Source organism: Kitasatospora sp. NPDC094016 (genome assembly GCF_040304045.1).
Lineage (GTDB): Bacteria > Actinomycetota > Actinomycetes > Streptomycetales > Streptomycetaceae > Kitasatospora.
In genome coordinates, this window is sequence record NZ_JBEOUK010000020.1 from 80,204 (window position 1) to 97,936 (window position 17,733).

Genomic DNA, 17,733 nt, shown 5'->3' on the forward strand with positions numbered 1-17,733 from the left:
GTCCGCGGGTCAGCGGACCCACACGGTGGTCAGGTCGAGGAACCAGGACTGCGGCTGCACGAGCCCCTGGACCTTCGGCGAAAGGGCCCGCGGATTGCGGTCGTTGACCACGAACAGCCAGGGCGCATCCTGGGTGACCAGGGCGAGCGCCTTGCGGTACCCGGCCTGCCGGGCGGTCTGGTCGGCATCGGCGGCCGAGGAGGCGAGCAGCTCGTCGACCTGCGGGTTGGCGTAGTGGCCGGTCCAGAACGGGCTCTTGGAGCCGATGAACAGCGGCAGCAGCGCCTCGGACTGGAACAGCGTGGTGGACTGGGCGACGGCGTCCGAGTCGAGCGCCACCTGGCCCTTGGCCTCGGCGCCGATCAGCGTGGTCCAGTCGGTGGTGCGCAGCTCGACCTTGATGCCGACGGCGGCGAGATCCCGCTGGAGGGCCTCGGCGATCGGCACCGGCAGTAGGTTGCCGCTGCCGCCGGTGGGCACGGTGACGGAGGTGCTGAAGCCGTTCGGGACGCCGGCCTCGGCGAGCAACTGCCGGGCCTTGGCCGGGTCGTAGGAGTAGACGTCGCCGGCGGGGTCGTAGGCGGCGGTGGCGCGCGGCGCGGTCTGGTAGGCGGGATCGGCGGTGCCGTGCAGCAGCTTCTCGGAGATGGCCTTGCGGTCGATCGCGTAGTTGGCGGCCCTGCGGACCAGCGGGTTGTCCCAGGGGGCCTTCGAGGTGTCCAGGATCCAGTACCAGAGGTGGTCGTAGCTGTTGGTGGCGAGCTGGACGCCGTCGGCCTTGAGGCTGTCGATGTCGTCCGGGTTCGGGTACTCGATCCAGTTCACGCCGCCGGAGCGCAGGGCGGCGGTGCGGGCCGCGGCGTCCGGCAGCGCCTTGATCACGAGCCGGTCGAGCTTGGGGGCGCCGCGCCAGTAGCTCTTGTTGGCGGCCAGCTCGATCTGCTGGCCCTCGGTCTGCGAGACGAACGAGAAGGGGCCGGTGCCGACCGGGTGCCGGGCGAAGTCGGCCGAGCCGGACTTGCGGACGGCGGTGGGGCTCGCGATCAGGACGTGCGCGAGGTCCTCGGGGAAGTGGCCGTTGGGGTCCTTGGTGACCAGCTCGACGTGGTCGGCGTCGGTCTTGCGGTACGAGGCGATGTCGCCCGCGTACTCGGCGGCGGCGGCGCCGAGGGCGTCGGTGTACTCGGGGCTCTTCTTGTCGAGGTAGCGGGCCAGGTTGAAGACCACGGCGTCGGCGTCGAACGGGGTGCCGTCCTGGAACGTGACGCCCTTGCGGAGGGTGAAGGTCCACGTCCTGGCGTCGGCGGCGACCTGCCAGTCGGTGGCCAGGGCGCCGGTGACGACCGGCGGCTTGTCGGTGTCCTTGAGCAGTTCGTACCGGGTGAGGCCCTCGTAGAGCTGGAAGGAGACCAGCCGCTTGCCCTCGAAGCCGGCGCCGCCGATCACGGTGTCGGGGTTGGGGAGTTTGCCGGTGGCGCCGATGACCAGGGTGCCGCCGCGGCCGTCACCGCTGCCCGCCCCCGCGGAGCCGCCGCCGTCGGAGCCGGCACAGCCGGCCGCCGCCGCGAGCAGAACGGCGGCGGCCGGCAGCGCGACGGCTCTGGAGCGGATACGGCTGGTGCGCGTCATGGTGATCCCTCGTCGGTTCGGTGGTGCGGAGGTTCGGTGGTGCGGGGGTTCGGTGGTGCGGGGGTGTGTCGGTACGGAGTTTCGGCGGCGGGTCACGCGACGCCGGTGGCGGCCTCCAGCAGCGCCCGGGTGTACGGGTGCGCGGGGGAGTCCCAGAGCAGGCCGGCCGGGCCCTCCTCGACCACCCGGCCGTGCCGCAGCACCAACACCCGGTGGGCGAGGTGCCGGACGACGGCGAGGTCGTGGGAGATGAACAGGTAGGCCAGGCCGGTGCGTTCCTGGAGGTCGGTCAGCAGGTCGAGCAGGCGGGCCTGCACGCTGCGGTCGAGGGCGGAGGTCGGTTCGTCGCAGACGACCAGGTCCGGTCCGGTGGCCAGGGCCCGGGCGACGGCCACCCGTTGGAGCTGCCCGCCGGACAGCTCCCGGGGGTAGCGGTCGGCGAGCGCGGGCTCCAGGCCGACCTGGGTGAAGAGCCGGGCGACGGCGGCGGCGCGTTCGGCGCGCGGCGTGCCGTGCAGGCGCAGCGCGAAGGCGACCGCCTCCCCGGCGCGCAGGCTGGGGTTGAGCGATCCGCGCGGGTCCTGCGGGACGAACTGGAGGCGGCCCCGCAGCGTCCGGTCGGCGCGGCCGCGCAGCCGGTACGGATCGCGGCCGGCGAAGCGGACGCTGCCGGCGTCGGGGGCCAGCACCCCGAGGGCGAGCCGGGCCAGGGTGGACTTTCCCGAGCCGGACTCGCCGACCAGGCCGACGGTCTCGCCCGGCGCGACGGTGAGGCTGACGGCGTCCAGGGCGGTCCGGTCGCCGTAGCGCTTGGTGACGGCGTCGGCGACCAGGAGCGGGCCCGGGCGGGTGTGGTCGACGGCGTTCATCGGCGGGCTCCCGGTTCGGCGGCCACCAGGGCGGCGGTGAAGGCGTGTTCCGGGTCGCCCAGCACCCGTTCGGCGGGCCCGAGTTCGACGACCCGGCCGGCCCGCATGACGGCCACGGTGCCGCCGATCCGGCGGGCCGCCGCGAGGTCGTGGGTGACCAGCAGCAGGGCGATGCCGCAGTCGGCGCGCAGGGTGGTGAACAGGTCGAGGATCCGCCCGCGGATCAGCGCGTCGAGCGCGGTGGTCGGCTCGTCGGCGATCAGCAGTTCCGGGCCGCAGCAGATCGCGACGGCGATGGCGGCGCGCTGGCGCAGGCCGCCGGAGAGCTCGTGCGGGTAGGCCCGGGCGACGCGTTCCGGATCCGGGATGCCGGCGGTGGCGAGCAGCTTCGGGACGGCCGCGCGGGCGGCCCGGCGGTCGGCGGCGATGCCGTGCCGCCGCAGCACCTCGGCGAGCTGCGGGCCGATCCGGCGCAGCGGGTCGAGCGAGGCGGTCGGGTCCTGCGGCACGTAGCCGATCCGCCGGCCGCGGACGTCGGCCAGTTCGCGTTCGCCGAGCGCCCGCAGGTCGGTCCCGGCGAGCCGGACGCCTCCGGTGACGGCGGCGCCGTGGCCCGGCAGCCCGAGCACGGTGCGGGCGACGGTGGTCTTGCCGCTGCCGGATTCGCCGAGCAGCACCAGGGAGCGGCCGGCGGGCAGGGCGAGGGAGACGTCGTCGACGGCCCGGACCCCGCCGGGGTACTCGACGGTCAGGCCGTCGATCTCCAGCAGCGCGTTCATGCGCCCACCCGCTTCGCGGCCCGGGGCCGGGCCGAGCCGTCGGCGGAGCGGTCGGCGGCCCGGCCGGTGGACCGGCTCGCGGCGGCGGGGGCGGCGTGCGCCAGCAGGGCGGCGGTGTCGCCGACGCGGGTGCGCAGCGTCTCGCCGAGGGTGTTGAAGACGACCGAGACGGCGAGGATGACCAGGGCCGGCAGGACCGCCACCCAGGGGTGGGTGAGCAGCGAGGGCCGCAGCTCCTCCAGCATCGCGCCCCACTCGGCGGTCGGCGGGGCGACCCCGAGCCCGAGGAAGGACAGGCCTGCGGCGTACATGATGGCCAGCCCGACCAGCGAGGACGCGTACACCAGGACCACCGGCGCCACCACCGGGGCGACCTGGCGCAGGACCAGAGCCCCCCAGCCGGCGCCGCTGACCCGGGCGGCCACCAGGTATTCGGCGGCCCGGACGCGCCGGGTCTCGGTGAACGCGACCCGCGCCACCGCGGGGGTGAGCACCACCGACAGCGCGAGCACGGTCGCACCCAGGCCGGGCGTGAGCAGCGAGGCGATGGCGATCGCCAGCAGCACCCCGGGGAAGGCGTAGAGCACGTCCAGCAGGCGCAGCAGGGCCTGTTCGGTGATCCGGCCGCCGAGCCCGGCCACGACGCCGAGCAGGGTGCCGGCGACGGCGGCCACCGCGACGGGGACGAGCCCGCCGGTGAGCGAGGCGCGCCCGGCCCAGATCAGCCGGCTGAGCAGGTCGCGGCCCTGGCCGTCGGTGCCGAGCGGGTGGCCGGGGCTGCCCGGGTCGAGCAGCCGGTCCGCCAGCCGCCCGGCGGCCGGGTCGTACGGGGCGACCAGCGGCGCGGCGAGCGCGAGCAGGACCAGCAGCGCGGCCAGCGCGGCGGGGACGGTCAGGCCGAGGTTCGCTCGGGCGAGGACACGTGACGTCACATCAGTTCCTTACTCGCGGGTCGATCGCCGCGTGCGCCGCGTCCACGAGGATGTTGACGCCGACGAACGCGACCGCCACCACCAGCACCCCGCCCTGCACCAGGGGCAGGTCGCGGGAGGTGAGGGCGTCGTACAGCAGCCGGCCGACGCCGGGCCAGGCGAACAGGGTCTCCACGAAGATCACCCCTTCCAGGAGGTAGGCGAGTTGCAGGCCGCCGATGGTCAGCAGCGCCGGCGAGGCGTTGTGCACGCAGTGCCGCAGCACGGTGGCCGGGCGCAGGCCGCGGGCGCGCAGCGAGTCGGCCAGCTCGCCGGCCAGCACGCCCCCCAGCGCGGCCCGGAACACCCGGGCGGTGAGCCCGAGCGGGACGAGCGCGGCGGCCACGGCCGGCAGGACCAGGTGGCGGGCCAGGTCGGGCAGGCCGCCGGAGCCGAACACGTCGTGGGTGCCCCCGGCGGGCAGCCAGCGCAGGCCCACGGCGAAGACGGCGATCAGCAGCAGGGCCACCGAGTACTGCGGGGCGGAGACCGCGAGGGCGGACAGCGCGCCGGAGATCCGCCCGCCGGGGCCGCGCGGGCGCAGCGCGCCGACGGCGCCGAGCGCCACCCCGCCGACCAGCACCAGCAGGAAGGCGGCCGCGGTCAGGGTCAGGGTCTGGCCGAGCGCCGGGAGCAGCAGGTCGGCGACCGGGCGCTGGCCGGAGACGGAGGTGCCGAGGTCGCCGGTGAGCGCGTGCCAGAGCCAGGAGGCGTAGCGGACGGGCAACGGCTGGTCCAGGCCGAGCCGTTCGGAGAGCTCGCGGCGGGCCTCGGGCGGTGCGCCCGGCCCGAGGAAGAGGGCCACCGGATCGCCGGGGACGAGCGTGACGGTCGCGAAGACGACGGCGGTGACGCCGAGCAGGGTCGGTACGGCCAGCAGGAGGCGGCGCAGCAGGAAGCGGGTCACCCGGCCCTCCGTGGCGTGGCGCCGGACTGGCCGGCGGCGGGCCGGTTGGGCGGGGCGGGCATGGGGCTGGTGGTCCTTCCGGGAGGGGCGGTTCGGGAGCGGGTCGGGACGGTCGCCGGCGGTAACCGGCAGTCACCGGCGGCGTCCGGGGTGCCGGCGCGCCGGACCGGGGCCGTGGGACGGGCCGTTCGCCGGGGGCGGATGCCGCGTCCGGGCGGGATCGGGTGCCGGAGCACGGGTCGGGCGGTCCGTGGGACGGGGGACGTCGGTGCCGCTCCGGCCGCTGCGGCCGCTTGGAGGAGCGTTGCGGACCGGTGGCCCGGACAGCCAGTCAGCACTTGATGCTGTTACTCCTGGTCACAGCATCCGGAGTGTCAGGACCGCCACTGCCCTGGGCGCCGAGCCACGGTTCCGTCCTTGACCTGCACGAGGAACCGGACCTAGGGTTCCCCGCATGGCTATTCGGCGGACCGACATCACCCTGGTCGGGATCGGCGGCTCGTGGCACCGACGGTGTTTCGACGAGCTCTGTCGCCCGCGCGCTGCGCGCTGACCGCCCCGTTCCCAGCCGCTGCGGTCGGCGCCCCTTCCCAGTCCCGGATTCCGCAGCCGACGCCCGTGCGCGTCCTCGACGGATCCTCGCCGCAGCACCCGTGCCCACCGGCCCGGCCCGCCACCAGCAAGGGGACCGTATCGCCATGCCGTACCTCAGACGCCCTGCCTCCGCCCCCGGGGGTGCGCGATGGCAGCAGTGAGCAAGCTCGCCGCCCCGGCCGGCCCGCGCGGCCGCCGGCTTCCCGCCCGACGCGGCGCCTGTGGCGGCGCCACCCTGGTGGACGCCCCCGCCGCGGGCGCGCCGCCGGTGCGCGCCGCACCCCCGGCGCAGGCCGAGATCGACAACCCGCTCGACCTGATCGCCGGTCACCAGCTGCTGGCGGAGACGGTGACGCCGCCACCGCCGGCGGGGCCGACCGCCACCGGGTGCGGGTGCGGCCATCCGATGTGCGTGGAGGAGGACCGCGACCGCACGGCCGACGCCCGGGTGTTCCTGGTCGAGCGGCACTCGGTGGCCAGCGCCGGGCTGCGCAGCGTGCTGACGACCGTGCCCGGACTGGCCGTGGTCGGGTCCACCGGCGACCCGCTGCGCGCGGTGGCCGCCGTGCGCCGGGTCGCCCCCGACGTCATCCTGCTCGGCCGGGGCGCGAGCCTGGAGGCCGACCTCGCCGTCGTGGTGGCGCTGCGCGGCCCGGACGCGGCGCCCGACGCCCGGGTGCTGCTGCTGCGCCGGGCCGAGTCGACCGCCGAGGCGAGCCGGATGCTGCTGGCCGGGGCCAGCGGCTGCTTCCCGCTCGACCTGGCCGAGGACCGGATCATCAGCGCCGTCCAACTCGCCGCGGCGGGCGGGTCGGTGTTCCTGCCGGCGCCGCCGCCGGCCCGCTCCCATGCGGCGGTGCCCCCGCAGCACGTCGGCGAACTGCCGCCGCAGCACGCCGGACTGACGGAGCGTGAGCGCGAGGTGCTGGTCCAGCTAGGGCTCGGACTGAGCAACGCCGAGATCGGGCGGGAACTCGCCCTGGCCGAGGCGACCGTGAAGAAGCACCTCACCCAGGCCATGCGCAAGATCGGGCAACCCGACCGGCTGCGCGCCGCGCTCTACGCCCACCGGCACGGCCTCGCCGGGTAGTTCGCCTCAGCACATCTTCGTCGCCACCCTCCGGAGGGCGGGCCCCGCAGCGCGCGGGGCCCGCCCTCCGTCGTGTTCCGGCCGCCTCCCGCGGGTGACCTTCGGAGCATGCGCGAGGCGACGATCGGCGCCCTGAGCGGCGCCGTTCGGGGCTACCGGGGCGCCTGGCCCGCTCCGTAGCGTGGCGGGAAACGACCACCACACGAGACGGTCCGAAGGATCGTCCAGCCGAAGGGAGATGGCCCGATGGGGGGTGTGTCCGACAGGACCGGGGGCCCGACCGGGTCCGCCGGTGCGGCGGGTGCCGACGCCGGCCCGCGCACGGCGGTGCTGGCCGCCGCGAGCCACCGGAGCCCCGGCGCGGAGCAGCCGAGGTCCCCGTACCGCGCGATGTCGGACGCCGAGCGGTCCGCGCTCTGGCGCCAGCGGCTGCACGAGGCCGAGGCGGGCCTGACGCGGTACCTGGTGTCGCGCGGGAACGGGCTGCACCTGACCGACTGGTTCGTGCTGCAGTCCGAGCTCTTCGCCGACCTCCCCGCGCCGGACGCCCCGGCCCCGGAGTGGCAGCGGGTGTTCTTCCGCGACCAGGCGCTGATGGAACGTTTCCTCGTGCGCCGCTACGGCGAGGAGGGGCTGGGGGACTGGGCCCGGTCCAACGCCGAGGTGCACCGCGAGGTCGAACCCGACCACGGCCGGGGCGCCGCCGACCCGATCCACCGGATCGCCCGGCAGGCCGAACTGTACGGCTCGGAGTACGAGTTCGACGACGAGGACCCGCCCGGCGCCGAGCACGCGGCGCTCACCATCACGCACTGTGCGATCTGGGACTACCGCGAGAAGGCCCGCCGCTCGGGCGTCCAGCTGACCCTCGCCTCGCCCTGCACCTACTGCACCGAGGCGCTGTCCGCCAACATCCGCGCCAAGGGCTACCGGCCCGCGCACCGCCTGACCAACGGCCCGACCGGCCACGGCTGCCGCTGGGAGTCGAGCGCCGCGGCCGGGCCCGCCGCCAACGACGAACCGGGGGAGTCCTGAGATGTGCGGTGTCACCGGCTGGATCGACTGGGACACCGACCTGCGCCACCAGGCGCGGACGGTCCGGGAGATGACCTCCACCCTGGCCTGCCGCGGCCCGGACGCGGACGGCGTCTGGCTCTCCCGGCACGCCGCGTTCGGCCACCGCCGGCTGTCCGTGATCGACCTGGACGGCGGGGCCCAGCCGCTCGCCGACCGACCGGGGCCCGACGCCGGCGCCGTCCTGTGCTACAACGGGGAGCTCTACAACCACCGCGAGCTGCGCGCGCAGCTGGAGGCCCTCGGGCACGTCTTCCGGACCCGCTCGGACACCGAGGTGGTCCTGCGGGCCCACCTCCAGTGGGGCAAGGACGCGCCGGCCAGGTTCAACGGCATCTTCGCCTACGCCCTGTGGGACGCCGCGCGCGAGGAACTGCTGCTGGTCCGCGACCACCTCGGCATCAAGCCGCTGTACTGGCACGCCCACGCCACCGGGGTGCTGTTCGGCTCCGAGCCCAAGGCGGTGCTCGCGAACCCGCTGTTCCGCGCCGAACTGGACGCCGAGGGCATCGCCGAACTGTTCGCGCTGCCCGCCGCGCCGAGCGCCGGCCACGGGCTGTTCCGCGGGCTGTACGAAGTCCGGCCCGGCCACCTGGTGGTCGTCGGCCGCGGCGCCACCCGCGAACTCCGCTACTGGCGGCTGGAGTCGGCTGAGCACCGGGACGACGCCGCGACCACCCGCGGCACCGTCCGGGACCTGCTCGCCGACGCCGTCGAACGGCAGCTGATCAGCGACGTGCCGCTGTGCACCCTGCTCTCCGGCGGCGTCGACTCCAGCGCCGTCACCGCGCTGGCCGCGGCCGCCCGCGAACGGGCCGGCCACGGGAAGATCGCCAGCTTCTCGGTGGACTTCCCCGGGAGCACCGACCGCACCCCGGACGCCTGGCGGACCACCCTCGACGCCCCGTACGTGCAGGCCGCCGCCGAGCACATCGGCACCCTGCACACCACCGTCCTGGTGCCCGACGACGACCTGCTGGACGCCCGGGACGCCGTCCTGCGCGCCCGGGACCGGCCCGGCTGGGGCGAGATGGACGCCTCGCTGCACCTGCTCTTCCGCGAGGTGCGGCGGCGCTCCACGGTCGCGCTCTCCGGCGAGGCCGCGGACGAGATCTTCGGCGGCTACCCGTACTTCCACGACGCGCGGGCCGTCGCCGCGCCCACCTTCCCGTGGCTGCACGGCAAGGCCGTGCCGGCGGACCTGCTGCGCCCGGACGTCCGGGCCGAGGTGCGCCCCGAGGAGTACACCGCCGCCGCCTACCACCGCTCGCTCGGCGAGGTGTCGCGCCTGCCCGGCGAGTCGGCCGCCGACGCGCGGATCCGCGAGGTCTTCCACCTCGCGCTCACCCGCTGGCTCCCCCCGCTGCTGGACCGGGTGGACCGGGTGTCGATGTCGGTCGGCCTGGAGGTACGGGTGCCGTTCTGCGACCACCGCCTGGTGGAGTACCTCTGGAACGTCCCGTGGGCGCTCAAGGCGCCGGACGGGCGGGCCAAGGGCCTGTTCCGGGACGCCGTCCGGGACCTCCTCCCGCCGCAGGTCACCGACCGGCCCAAGAGCGGCTACCCGTCCACCCCGGCCGTCCGCTACACCGAGGTGCTCACCGCCCGGGCGCACGAGCTGCTGGCCGACCCGAACGCGCCGGTCTTCGAGCTGGTGGACCGCGAGCTGGTCCGCCGGCTGCTCGCCGAGGGCCGCCCGCTGCCCAGCCCGCGCACCGCGCCGAACCCGGTCGGCGGCCTCGACCACCTGGTCCAGGTCGACGAGTGGCTGCGCGCCTACCGGGTGGGGCTGCGATGAGCGGCCCCGCGGCGGCCGTGACCACGGCGAAGGCCACCGAGGAGGCCTTCCGGGCCGCCTCCCGAGGCTGGACCACCGGGGTCGCGGTGGTCACCACCCGCGCGGACGAGGAGGTCTTCGCCAAGACGGTCTCCTCCTTCAGCACCCTCTCCCTCGACCCGCTGCTGGTCACCGTCGCGGTCAGCCGCCACAGCCCGCTCGTGGCCGCGGCCCGCACCGCCGGGCGGTTCGGCCTCTCGGTCCTGACGGACAGTCAGTCGGCGGTGGCCCGGCGCTTCGCCACCCCCGGGGCCGGGCGCGCGCTCGGCGGCTTCACCGCGGTGCCGATGCGGACGGCCGTCACCGGCGCCCCGCTCGTCGACGACGCCCTGGCCTGGTTCGACTGCCGGCTGCACGCCACCCTGCCCGGGGGCGACCACACCATCCTGGTCGGCCGGGTCGCCGCCGCGGACCGCGGCGACGGCGACCCGCTGCTCTACCACGACGGCCGGTACCGCGTGATCGACCCGAAACCCTTGAACCCTTGAACCCTTGAACCCTTGACATCAAACGGAGTTGGCGCATGACACTGCTGGGCACCATCACCGGCCGCGGCGCACCCGCCACCGCCCGCGGCCTGCTGACCGGCGACCGGTACCGGGCCGAACTGGACGACGGCCGCGAGCTCTACCTCGACGGCAAGCGCATCGCGAACCCCGCCGAGCACCCCGCGTTCCGCCCGGCCGTGGACGAACTGGCCCGCCTGATCGACCTCCAGCACGACCCCGCCCACCGCGACCTGCTCACCTGGGAGGACCCGGACAGCGGCCTGCGGCTCGCCCGCGCCTACCAGCCCCCGCGCACCCTGGAGGACCTGCGGCTCCAGCGCCGCAGCGCCGAGCTGTGGCACGCCGAGGCACTGGGGCAGCAGGGCCGCTCACCCGCCTTCATGGCCTCGATCGCCGTCGGCGTCTACGACTTCCGGCACCGGCTGGCCGGGGCCGACCCGCGCTTCGGCGCCAACGCCGAGGCGTGGTACCGGCATTGCGCGAGCAACGACCTGGTCCTCTCGCACGCCCTCGGCGACCCGCAGATCGACCGCTCCGCCAACCCGCTGGACGACCCGGACCTCGCCCTGCGCGTCGTGGAGGAGAACGACCGGGGCATCGTCGTGCGCGGTGCCAAGCAGCTCACCACGCTCGCCCCGATCGCCCACGAGGTGCTGGTCTACCTCTCGGCGTCGTTCACCGAGGGCCGCGGCGAGCAGTTCGTGACCTGGTTCGCCCTGCCGCTCAACACCCCCGGCCTGATCACCCTCGCCCGCGAACCGCTCGGCACCGCCTCCTGGGGGCACGCCCACCCGCTCGGCGCGCGGTTCGACGAGCAGGACGCGATGCTCTTCTTCGACGACGTCCTGGTGCCCTGGGACCGCGTCTTCCTGCTGCGCGACGCGAACCTGGCGCGCACCGGCCTCGGCCGGATCAACGCCTGGAGCGCCTACGTCGGCCACATCCGCTACCGCGAGCGGCTGCGGACCCTGCTGGCCGGCGCCACCCTGGTCGCCGAGTCGATCGGCGTGGACGGCTTCCGCAACATCCAGGAGGACCTGGGCCGCCTCGCCGGGTACGCCGAACTGACCGAGTACTTCCTCGACGCCGCCGAGGCGCGCGGCGGCCTCACCGACGGCGGCCTGTTCGCCCCCGGCGACACGGCGGCCTCCCGGGTCTGGTCGGCCGAGGTGGCCGGCAGCGCGGTCGAGATCGTCCGCAGGATCGGCGCCTCCGGGCTGCTCATCCAGCCCACCGCCGGGGACCTCGCCAACCCCCGGCTGCGCCCGCACCTGGACCGCTACATGCGCGGCCGGGACATCGACGCCGAACGCAAGGCCCGGCTCTTCCGGATCGCCTGGGAGCTGACCGGCGACGGCTTCGGCCAGCGCCAGGACCTCTACGAGTACGTGCACCGGGGCGACCTGGCCCGCAACCGGATCAACCTCTTCAAGCGGTACGACCAGAGCGCCGCCCGCGAACGGCTGCTGCACCTGGTCGACCAGGGCGTCGCGGAGCAGCCCGCCGCCGCGGCGCAGCCGGCTACCGACCGGCCGCCGACCGACCAGCCGCCGACCGAGCAGTCGTCCACCGTGGAGGAGAACCAGCCGTGAGCACGTCCGCCGTCGAGATCCAGGCCCGTACCCTCGCGGGGTACGCCGACGCCAGCCGGCTGCGCCAGGTCCAGGACCGGGACTGGGTGCTCGACCAGGTCACCGGAGCCCCCGAGTCCCTGATCGACCTCGGCAGCGGGATCGGCCAGCTGCTCCAGGAGGCCCTGGAGCGCTTCCCCTCCCTGCGGCGCGCCGTCGGCCTGGAACGCTCCGAGCACCGCATCGCCGAGGCCGCCGCCCGGCTCCAGCCCTACGGCGAGCGGGTCGCCCTGCACCGGGCCGACCTCACCGTGCCCGAGCCGCTGCCGTTCCGGGCCGACGTGATCACCCAGACCTCGGTGCTGCACTGGCTGTACCCGGACGAGGAACGGATCTTCGCCTGGGCCGCCGCCCACCTCGCCCCCGGCGGCCGCTTCCTGCTCACCACCTACCACCCGGCCCGGGACGAGCACGGCCTCGGCGGCGAGGACGAGCTGGTCCGCGACGCCCTGGTCGCCCTCGGCACCCCGTACGACGAGGTGCCCGGCGTGCTGGAACGCGCCGGGGTGCTGCCGATCGCGACCCGGACCAGGACCGTCGACGAGCTCGCGGCGGTGGTGGGCCCGCACCTCGCGGTGGCCGGCCACCTGGAGCGCGACGCCGTGGTCACCGTCGACGGCGCCGCCCAGTACGAGCACTTCCACGCCGCCACCTTCGGCGACTACTACAGCCGTGCGGTGCCGGCGCAGCAGCGGCCCGCCTTCTTCCGGGCCGTCGGCGAGAGCGCCTGGCGCCGGCAGCAGGAGCGCGGCCACGTCAGCCACATGCCCGTCCGGCTGTGGCAGCTGACGTCTCGTTAACAACATGTGTAGCCCGCCGCTCACCCCTGGGGTGGGCGGCGGGCTGCGTCTACGCTGGTGGCAGCCCACACCCCCGCATTCGACGGCACCGACCAGGGCCGAGGAGCCAACCGTGTCAACTCCCCCCGCAGGCAGGGAACTCGGCGCCTTCCTGCGCGCCCATCGCGAGCTCCTCAAGCCCTCCGACGTCGGCCTCACCGCCACCACCCGGCGCCGCACCCCCGGTCTGCGCCGGGAGGAGGTCGCCTCCCTCTCCGGCGTCGGCCTGGCCTGGTACACCTGGGTCGAGCAGGGGCGGGTCACCGCCTCCCGGCAGGTGCTGGAGGCGATCGCCCGGGTGCTGCGGCTGGACGCGGCCGGGCTGCGGCACGCCATGCGCCTGGCCGGCTACCACGAGCCGACGGCGGCCGCCGCCTCGGAGGACGGCGCCGACCGGCTCGCCGAGGCCATCCGGCCGGTCCTGGACTCCTGGCCCACCAGCCCGGCCGTCCTGCTCGACCGGCACTTCGACCTGCTCGGCTGGAACGCCGCCTGGGTCGCGCTCTGGGGCTCGCCCGAGTTCGTCCCCGCGGACCGGCGCAACCTGATGTGGGTGATGGCCGCCGACCACCGGGTGCGGGCCGTGTTCCGCGACTGGGAGCCGCTCGCCATGAACGTCTTCCAGCAGTTCCGGGCGCAGGCCGGCCCCGCCCTGGCCGATCCGCGCACCGGCGAGGTCTACCGGCACCTGGACGAGGACGCGCCCGAGTTCCGGCACTGGTGGGGGTGCCACTCGGTGGCGGAGCTGACCGTCCGCACCGTCACCGTCGAGCCGGCCGGGCTCGGCCCGGTCCGGCTGACGCTGTCCTCCTTCCACCCGGTGGACGACCCGACCGCGACGGTGCTGCTGTTCACCCCGCACGGCGCCGCCGACCGGGCGCGGATGACCGAACTGGTCGATCATCCGTTGCGCGCGGTCGGCGGCGTGGAGGGGGAGCGCCGGGTCGGCTGAGCCGCCGGCCCTGCCGGGCATCCCGGCCGTTCCGGCGGGGCCTCAGGCGCCCGACGCGGTGGACCGGCGCAGGCCGAGGCTGACCGCCAGCGCGCCCAGGGCGGCCACCAGCGCGAGCCCGGTGCCGATCAGCAGGGTGCCGTCCGCGACGTTGCCGAAGGTGCCGATCGCCCAGGCGCCGAGGCCGGTGCCCGCGTACATGGTCGAGGTCAGCCACGCGCTGGAGGTCGCCCGCAGCTCCGGGGCGATGGTGCCGGCCAGCGTCTGCTGGTCCGTCACGAAGCCACCGGAGGCCAGGAACCACACCACCACGCCGGCCAGGGCGAGGACCAGACCGGGCCCCTTGGCCGCCAGCGCGACGCCCGCCGCCAGCAGCACGCCCCACAGCGGCAGCATCGGCAGGTCGGAGCGCCCGGCGGTCCTGGCCCGGTCCCCGAGCCGGCCGCCCAGCAGCGAGCCGACCAGGCTGCCCGCACCGACCAGCACGCCCACCAGGCCCAGGGCCTGCACCGACAGGTCGAAGCGCTGCACCAGCACCGCGCCGAGGAAGGTGTAGGCGCCCAGGTTGGCCGTGTTGAACACCGTGTTGACCAGCAGGGCGCGGCGCAGCGTCGGGTCGGCCCAGCCCGCCAGGATCGCCCGGACCGCCCCCACCTGCGGCGCGGCCGCCTGCGCCGAACGGCGCTGGACCTGGCTCAGCAGCAGCGGGACCGCCGCCGCGGTGCCGATGGTCAGCGCCCAGAACGCCGACCGCCAGCCGGCCAGCCCGGCGAGGAAGCCGCCGAGCGGCACGCCGATCACCTGGCCGCAGGAGAACAGCGCCATGCCCAGGCCGAGGGCCCGGCCGCGCACCGCATCCGGCGCGGTCTCGGCGATGTGCGCCCAGATCGCCGGCCCGGCCGCGGCCGCCGCCAGCCCGGCCACCGCGCGGGAGACGACCAGCAGCGTCAGCCCGGTGGAGAGGGCGGCCGCCGCGTTGGACACGACGAACAGCACGGTGCCCGCCACCAGGGTGCGGCGGCGGCCGAACCGGTCGCTCAGCAGCCCGAGGAAGGGCGCCGCGACGGCGTACACCAGCACGTAGGCGGTGACGCTGGAGGCGGCGGCCGCCTCGGTGGTGTGCACCGAGTCCGCGATGGTCGGCAGCAGCGGCGACACCAGGAAGGTCTCCGTGCCGAACAGGAACAGCAGGAGGAACACTCCCGCGTAGCGCCACCGTTCGAAGGCCTGGGCCGGCGCCAGGGGCGGGACGTCCTCGGCCTGTTCGGGTCGGGGCGGGTCGGAGATGCTGCTCACAGCGATCACCACCTTGTCGTGCGAGGGAGCGGCCGGGCCTTCGGACGGCAGGCGGAAGCGGCCGCGACGGGAGGGCAGGAGTCCGATGCGGCCATCCTGCGGACGGCCCCCGCGGCCAGCCAGACAGGCGGTCATCCTGTGACCCCAGGTCACAGGCTGCCGCCCTGGCCTGGCCGGTGACACGGTCGGTGACGCGGCCTGCCGGTGGTCTGCCGGTGGCCTGTCGGCGGTCTGGCGGTCGCTCGCCGGTCGTGTCAGCGTCCTGTGAGCGACCTGTCGGCCGCCGTGGCGAGACTGGCGGCACGACATCGACTCACGGGAGGTCCACCATGTCGAGCACCACGTCGAACAGCACCCGACCGCACCACTCGCGCACCACCTCGGTCCTGATCTCCGGCGCGGGCATCGCCGGCACCGCCCTCGCCTACTGGCTGGAGCGCTACGGCTTCCGCGTCACGGTCGTCGAGCGCGCCCCGGAACTGCGGGGCGGCGGACAGGCGGTGGACGTGCGGGGCAACGCCCTGGAGATCATCGACCGGATGGGCCTCCTGGAGGAGGTCCGGGCCCGCCGGACCGGACTGCGCGGCATGTCCCTCGTCGACGCGGACGGCCGCGAGCTCAAGCGCACCACCGAGTGGACGGCCACCGGGGGCGCCGTGGACGGCCCCGACGTGGAGATCCTGCGCGACGAACTGGCCGCCCTGCTGGCGGGGGCGGCCCGGCCCGGCGTCCGGTACCGCTTCGGCGAGTCGATCGACACCCTCGTGCAGCACGAGGAGGGCGTCCAGGTCCGCTTCACCAGCGGTGACGAGCAGTCCTTCGACCTCGTCGTGGGCGCCGACGGCCTGCACTCGAACACCCGCCGCCTGGTCTTCGGCCCCGAGGCCGACTACCTGCACCCGACCAGCATCTACATCGCCGGCTGGAGCGCCCCCAACCACCTCGGCCTCGACCGCTGGGAGGTCATCCACCAGCCCAACGGCCAGGCCGCCTGGGGCTGCATGGCGATGACCGTCCGGGACAACAGCGAGCTGCGCGTCTTCGCAATCTTCATGTCCGACGAGCCGGTCGAGGACCTGCTGCCGCGCGACCTCGCGGAGCAGCGGCGGCTGGTGGCCGAGCGCTGCGCCGGGCTGCGCTGGGAGGTGCCGCAGTTCCTCAAGTCCCTGGGGGAGGGGGACGCCTTCCACTACGACGTGGTCGCGCAGATCCGGATGGACCGCTGGTCGCAGGGCCGGGTCGCGCTGCTCGGCGACGCCGGGTACTGCTGCTCCCCGGCCACCGGCCAGGGCACCAGCGTGGCCCTGACCGCCGCCTATGTGCTGGCCGGGGAACTGCACGCGGCCGACGGCGACCACGAGGCCGCCTACCAGGCCTACGAGCGGCGGCTGCGCGGGCATGTGGCGGCGAATCAGGCCATCCTCGACCACACCAGGGGCCGGTTCGAGACCACGGAGGCGGACCCCGAGGGGGTGGAGGGCTTCGACCGGCCCGGCCCCGAGCTGGACGAGGCCTTCCGCGCCGCCACGGTCTTCGATCTGGTCGACTACTGACGGCCCCCGTCGCCGCCGTCGCCCCGCAGGTGGTCGCGATCACCAGGGAAGTGAGGCTAGGCTAACCAAACTTGATGGATGGCCGAGGGTGAGGGCGGTGCCGGGGATGCACAGTCAGGGTGAGCCGGGGCGGGCGCGGACACGGGACGGCCGGGAGCTGTTCTACATGCGGCGGCCGGGGCCCGGCGGCGAGGGCGCGCCGACGGGCGCGCCGACGGGCGCGCCGACGGTCGTGCTGGAGGGCGGGCTCGCCTCCAGCCGCTCGTACTGGGCGCCGGTGCAGCTCCGGCTGGACGGGGTCGCGGCGACGGTGGCGTACGACCGCAGCGGGCTCGGCCGCAGCGCGCCGGACCCGGCGCCGCGCCCGCTGAGTCGGCTCGCCGAGGACCTCGGCGACCTGCTCGACCACCTCGGCGGCCTCGGCCACGGGCCGTTCGTCCTGGTCGGGCACAGCTGGGGCGGGCCGATCGTCCGGCTCGCCGCGGCGGCCCGCCCCGAGCGGATCGCGGGCCTGGTGCTGGCCGACCCGACGGACGAGTCCTGCGACCTGGTGTTCGCGCCCTCGGTGCGCCGCCAGGAGCGGATCGGGCAGGCCGTCAGCATGCTGCTGGCCCGCACCGGCCTGCTGGCCCGGGCCTTCCGCCCGATGCTCGACGCCCTGCCGGCGGACGCCGCGGCCGAGATGCGCGAGGAGGGTTTCACCGTCTCCACCATCCGCACCCGGGGCGCCGAACTCGGCTCCGTCGTCGCGGACTTGACCGCCATGAAGGAGAATCCGCCGGCCCTCGGCGGCATCCCGCTCACGGTGGTCTCGGCCGTGCGGACCTCGACCGGCATGGGCCCGAAGGTCCGGCAGGCCGTGAACGCCTCGCACGCCCACCGCGTCGGCCGGGCCGAGGTCGGCCGCCACGTACTGGCGGCCGACGCCGACCACATGGTGCCGACCAGCGACCCCGACGCCCTGGCGCGCGAGATCCGCCGGATCGTCGAGGATCGTTCGCCCGCCTAGCTGGGGGTCTGATGAGGATCTTGAAAACGTGCCCGGCTTGCACCAGTTCGCCCCGATTGACATTTACCGGCAATCTGGGGTGAATCGGTCAGTCGAAGCAAGATCTTCAAGAGCCTTCTCGATGTCGGAAGGATGCTTCGTGGAGTTCGCCGCGACCACCGAGATCTGACCAGCCTCCGCTGTTCGACAGAACA

General features: G+C 75.2%; 15 protein-coding genes. 9 read left to right on the forward strand and 6 right to left on the reverse strand.

Annotated features, from left to right (window positions below; all coding sequences use genetic code 11):
* Positions 1-9 precede the first annotated feature (9 nt).
* From ABT015_RS20120 to ABT015_RS20140, 5 genes are all read right to left on the reverse strand, one after another.
* Complete coding sequence (locus tag ABT015_RS20120; protein ID WP_350880824.1) at positions 10-1,629, reverse strand: ABC transporter substrate-binding protein; 1,620 nt, start codon at positions 1,627-1,629, stop codon at positions 10-12.
* Between the two features lie 92 nt (positions 1,630-1,721).
* Positions 1,722-2,498 (reverse strand): ABC transporter ATP-binding protein, encoded by a 777-nt coding sequence (locus tag ABT015_RS20125; protein WP_350880826.1) that lies wholly within the window; start codon positions 2,496-2,498, stop codon positions 1,722-1,724.
* A complete protein-coding gene (locus ABT015_RS20130; protein WP_350880828.1) occupies positions 2,495-3,277 on the reverse strand; it encodes an ABC transporter ATP-binding protein in 783 nt (260 codons plus the stop codon). Before ABT015_RS20130 ends, ABT015_RS20125 begins: the two co-directional genes overlap by 4 nt.
* Positions 3,274-4,209 (reverse strand): ABC transporter permease, encoded by a 936-nt coding sequence (locus tag ABT015_RS20135; protein ID WP_350880830.1) that lies wholly within the window; start codon positions 4,207-4,209, stop codon positions 3,274-3,276. Before ABT015_RS20135 ends, ABT015_RS20130 begins: the two co-directional genes overlap by 4 nt.
* Position 4,210: 1 nt before the next feature.
* Positions 4,211-5,155, reverse strand: coding sequence for an ABC transporter permease (locus ABT015_RS20140; protein WP_350880832.1), 945 nt, complete (start codon positions 5,153-5,155; stop codon positions 4,211-4,213).
* A gap of 742 nt (positions 5,156-5,897) precedes the next feature.
* On the opposite strand from ABT015_RS20140, the gene ABT015_RS20145 reads away from it, so the two are divergent.
* The 7 genes from ABT015_RS20145 to ABT015_RS20175 all read left to right on the forward strand — a co-directional run bounded on the left by ABT015_RS20145 (position 5,898) and on the right by ABT015_RS20175 (position 13,681).
* The gene (locus ABT015_RS20145; RefSeq protein WP_350880835.1) at positions 5,898-6,839 is read left to right on the forward strand and encodes a LuxR C-terminal-related transcriptional regulator; all 942 of its coding nucleotides are present in this window, start codon (positions 5,898-5,900) and stop codon (positions 6,837-6,839) included.
* A 255-nt stretch (positions 6,840-7,094) separates the two neighbouring features.
* Positions 7,095-7,874, forward strand: coding sequence for a hypothetical protein (locus ABT015_RS20150; RefSeq protein ID WP_350880837.1), 780 nt, complete (start codon positions 7,095-7,097; stop codon positions 7,872-7,874).
* 1 nt (position 7,875) lies between these two features.
* A complete protein-coding gene (gene asnB / locus ABT015_RS20155) occupies positions 7,876-9,711 on the forward strand; it encodes an asparagine synthase (glutamine-hydrolyzing) (RefSeq protein ID WP_350880839.1) in 1,836 nt (611 codons plus the stop codon).
* Complete coding sequence (locus ABT015_RS20160; protein ID WP_350880841.1) at positions 9,708-10,238, forward strand: flavin reductase family protein; 531 nt, start codon at positions 9,708-9,710, stop codon at positions 10,236-10,238. Before asnB ends, ABT015_RS20160 begins: the two co-directional genes overlap by 4 nt.
* Before the next feature lie 35 nt (positions 10,239-10,273).
* Positions 10,274-11,851 carry a 4-hydroxyphenylacetate 3-hydroxylase family protein gene (locus tag ABT015_RS20165; RefSeq protein ID WP_350880843.1) on the forward strand — a complete coding sequence of 526 codons (1,578 nt, stop codon included), beginning with the start codon at positions 10,274-10,276 and terminating at the stop codon, positions 11,849-11,851.
* A complete protein-coding gene (locus ABT015_RS20170) occupies positions 11,848-12,690 on the forward strand; it encodes a class I SAM-dependent methyltransferase (RefSeq protein WP_350880845.1) in 843 nt (280 codons plus the stop codon). The genes ABT015_RS20165 and ABT015_RS20170 overlap by 4 nt, the downstream gene beginning before the upstream one ends.
* A gap of 112 nt (positions 12,691-12,802) precedes the next feature.
* The gene (locus tag ABT015_RS20175) at positions 12,803-13,681 is read left to right on the forward strand and encodes a helix-turn-helix domain-containing protein (RefSeq protein ID WP_244293271.1); all 879 of its coding nucleotides are present in this window, start codon (positions 12,803-12,805) and stop codon (positions 13,679-13,681) included.
* Between the two features lie 42 nt (positions 13,682-13,723).
* Here the strand turns inward: ABT015_RS20175 and ABT015_RS20180 are convergent, their stop codons facing one another.
* Complete coding sequence (locus ABT015_RS20180; RefSeq protein WP_350880847.1) at positions 13,724-14,977, reverse strand: MFS transporter; 1,254 nt, start codon at positions 14,975-14,977, stop codon at positions 13,724-13,726.
* Positions 14,978-15,306: 329 nt separating this feature from the next.
* Between ABT015_RS20180 and ABT015_RS20185 the strand changes: the two genes are divergently transcribed.
* Together ABT015_RS20185 and ABT015_RS20190 are read left to right on the forward strand one after the other, a co-directional pair.
* Positions 15,307-16,530, forward strand: coding sequence for an FAD-dependent monooxygenase (locus ABT015_RS20185; RefSeq protein WP_350880849.1), 1,224 nt, complete (start codon positions 15,307-15,309; stop codon positions 16,528-16,530).
* 106 nt (positions 16,531-16,636) lie between these two features.
* On the forward strand, positions 16,637-17,539 hold the full coding sequence (locus ABT015_RS20190) for an alpha/beta hydrolase (protein WP_350880851.1): 903 nt from the start codon (positions 16,637-16,639) through the stop codon (positions 17,537-17,539).
* The last annotated feature ends 194 nt before the right edge of the window (positions 17,540-17,733 follow it).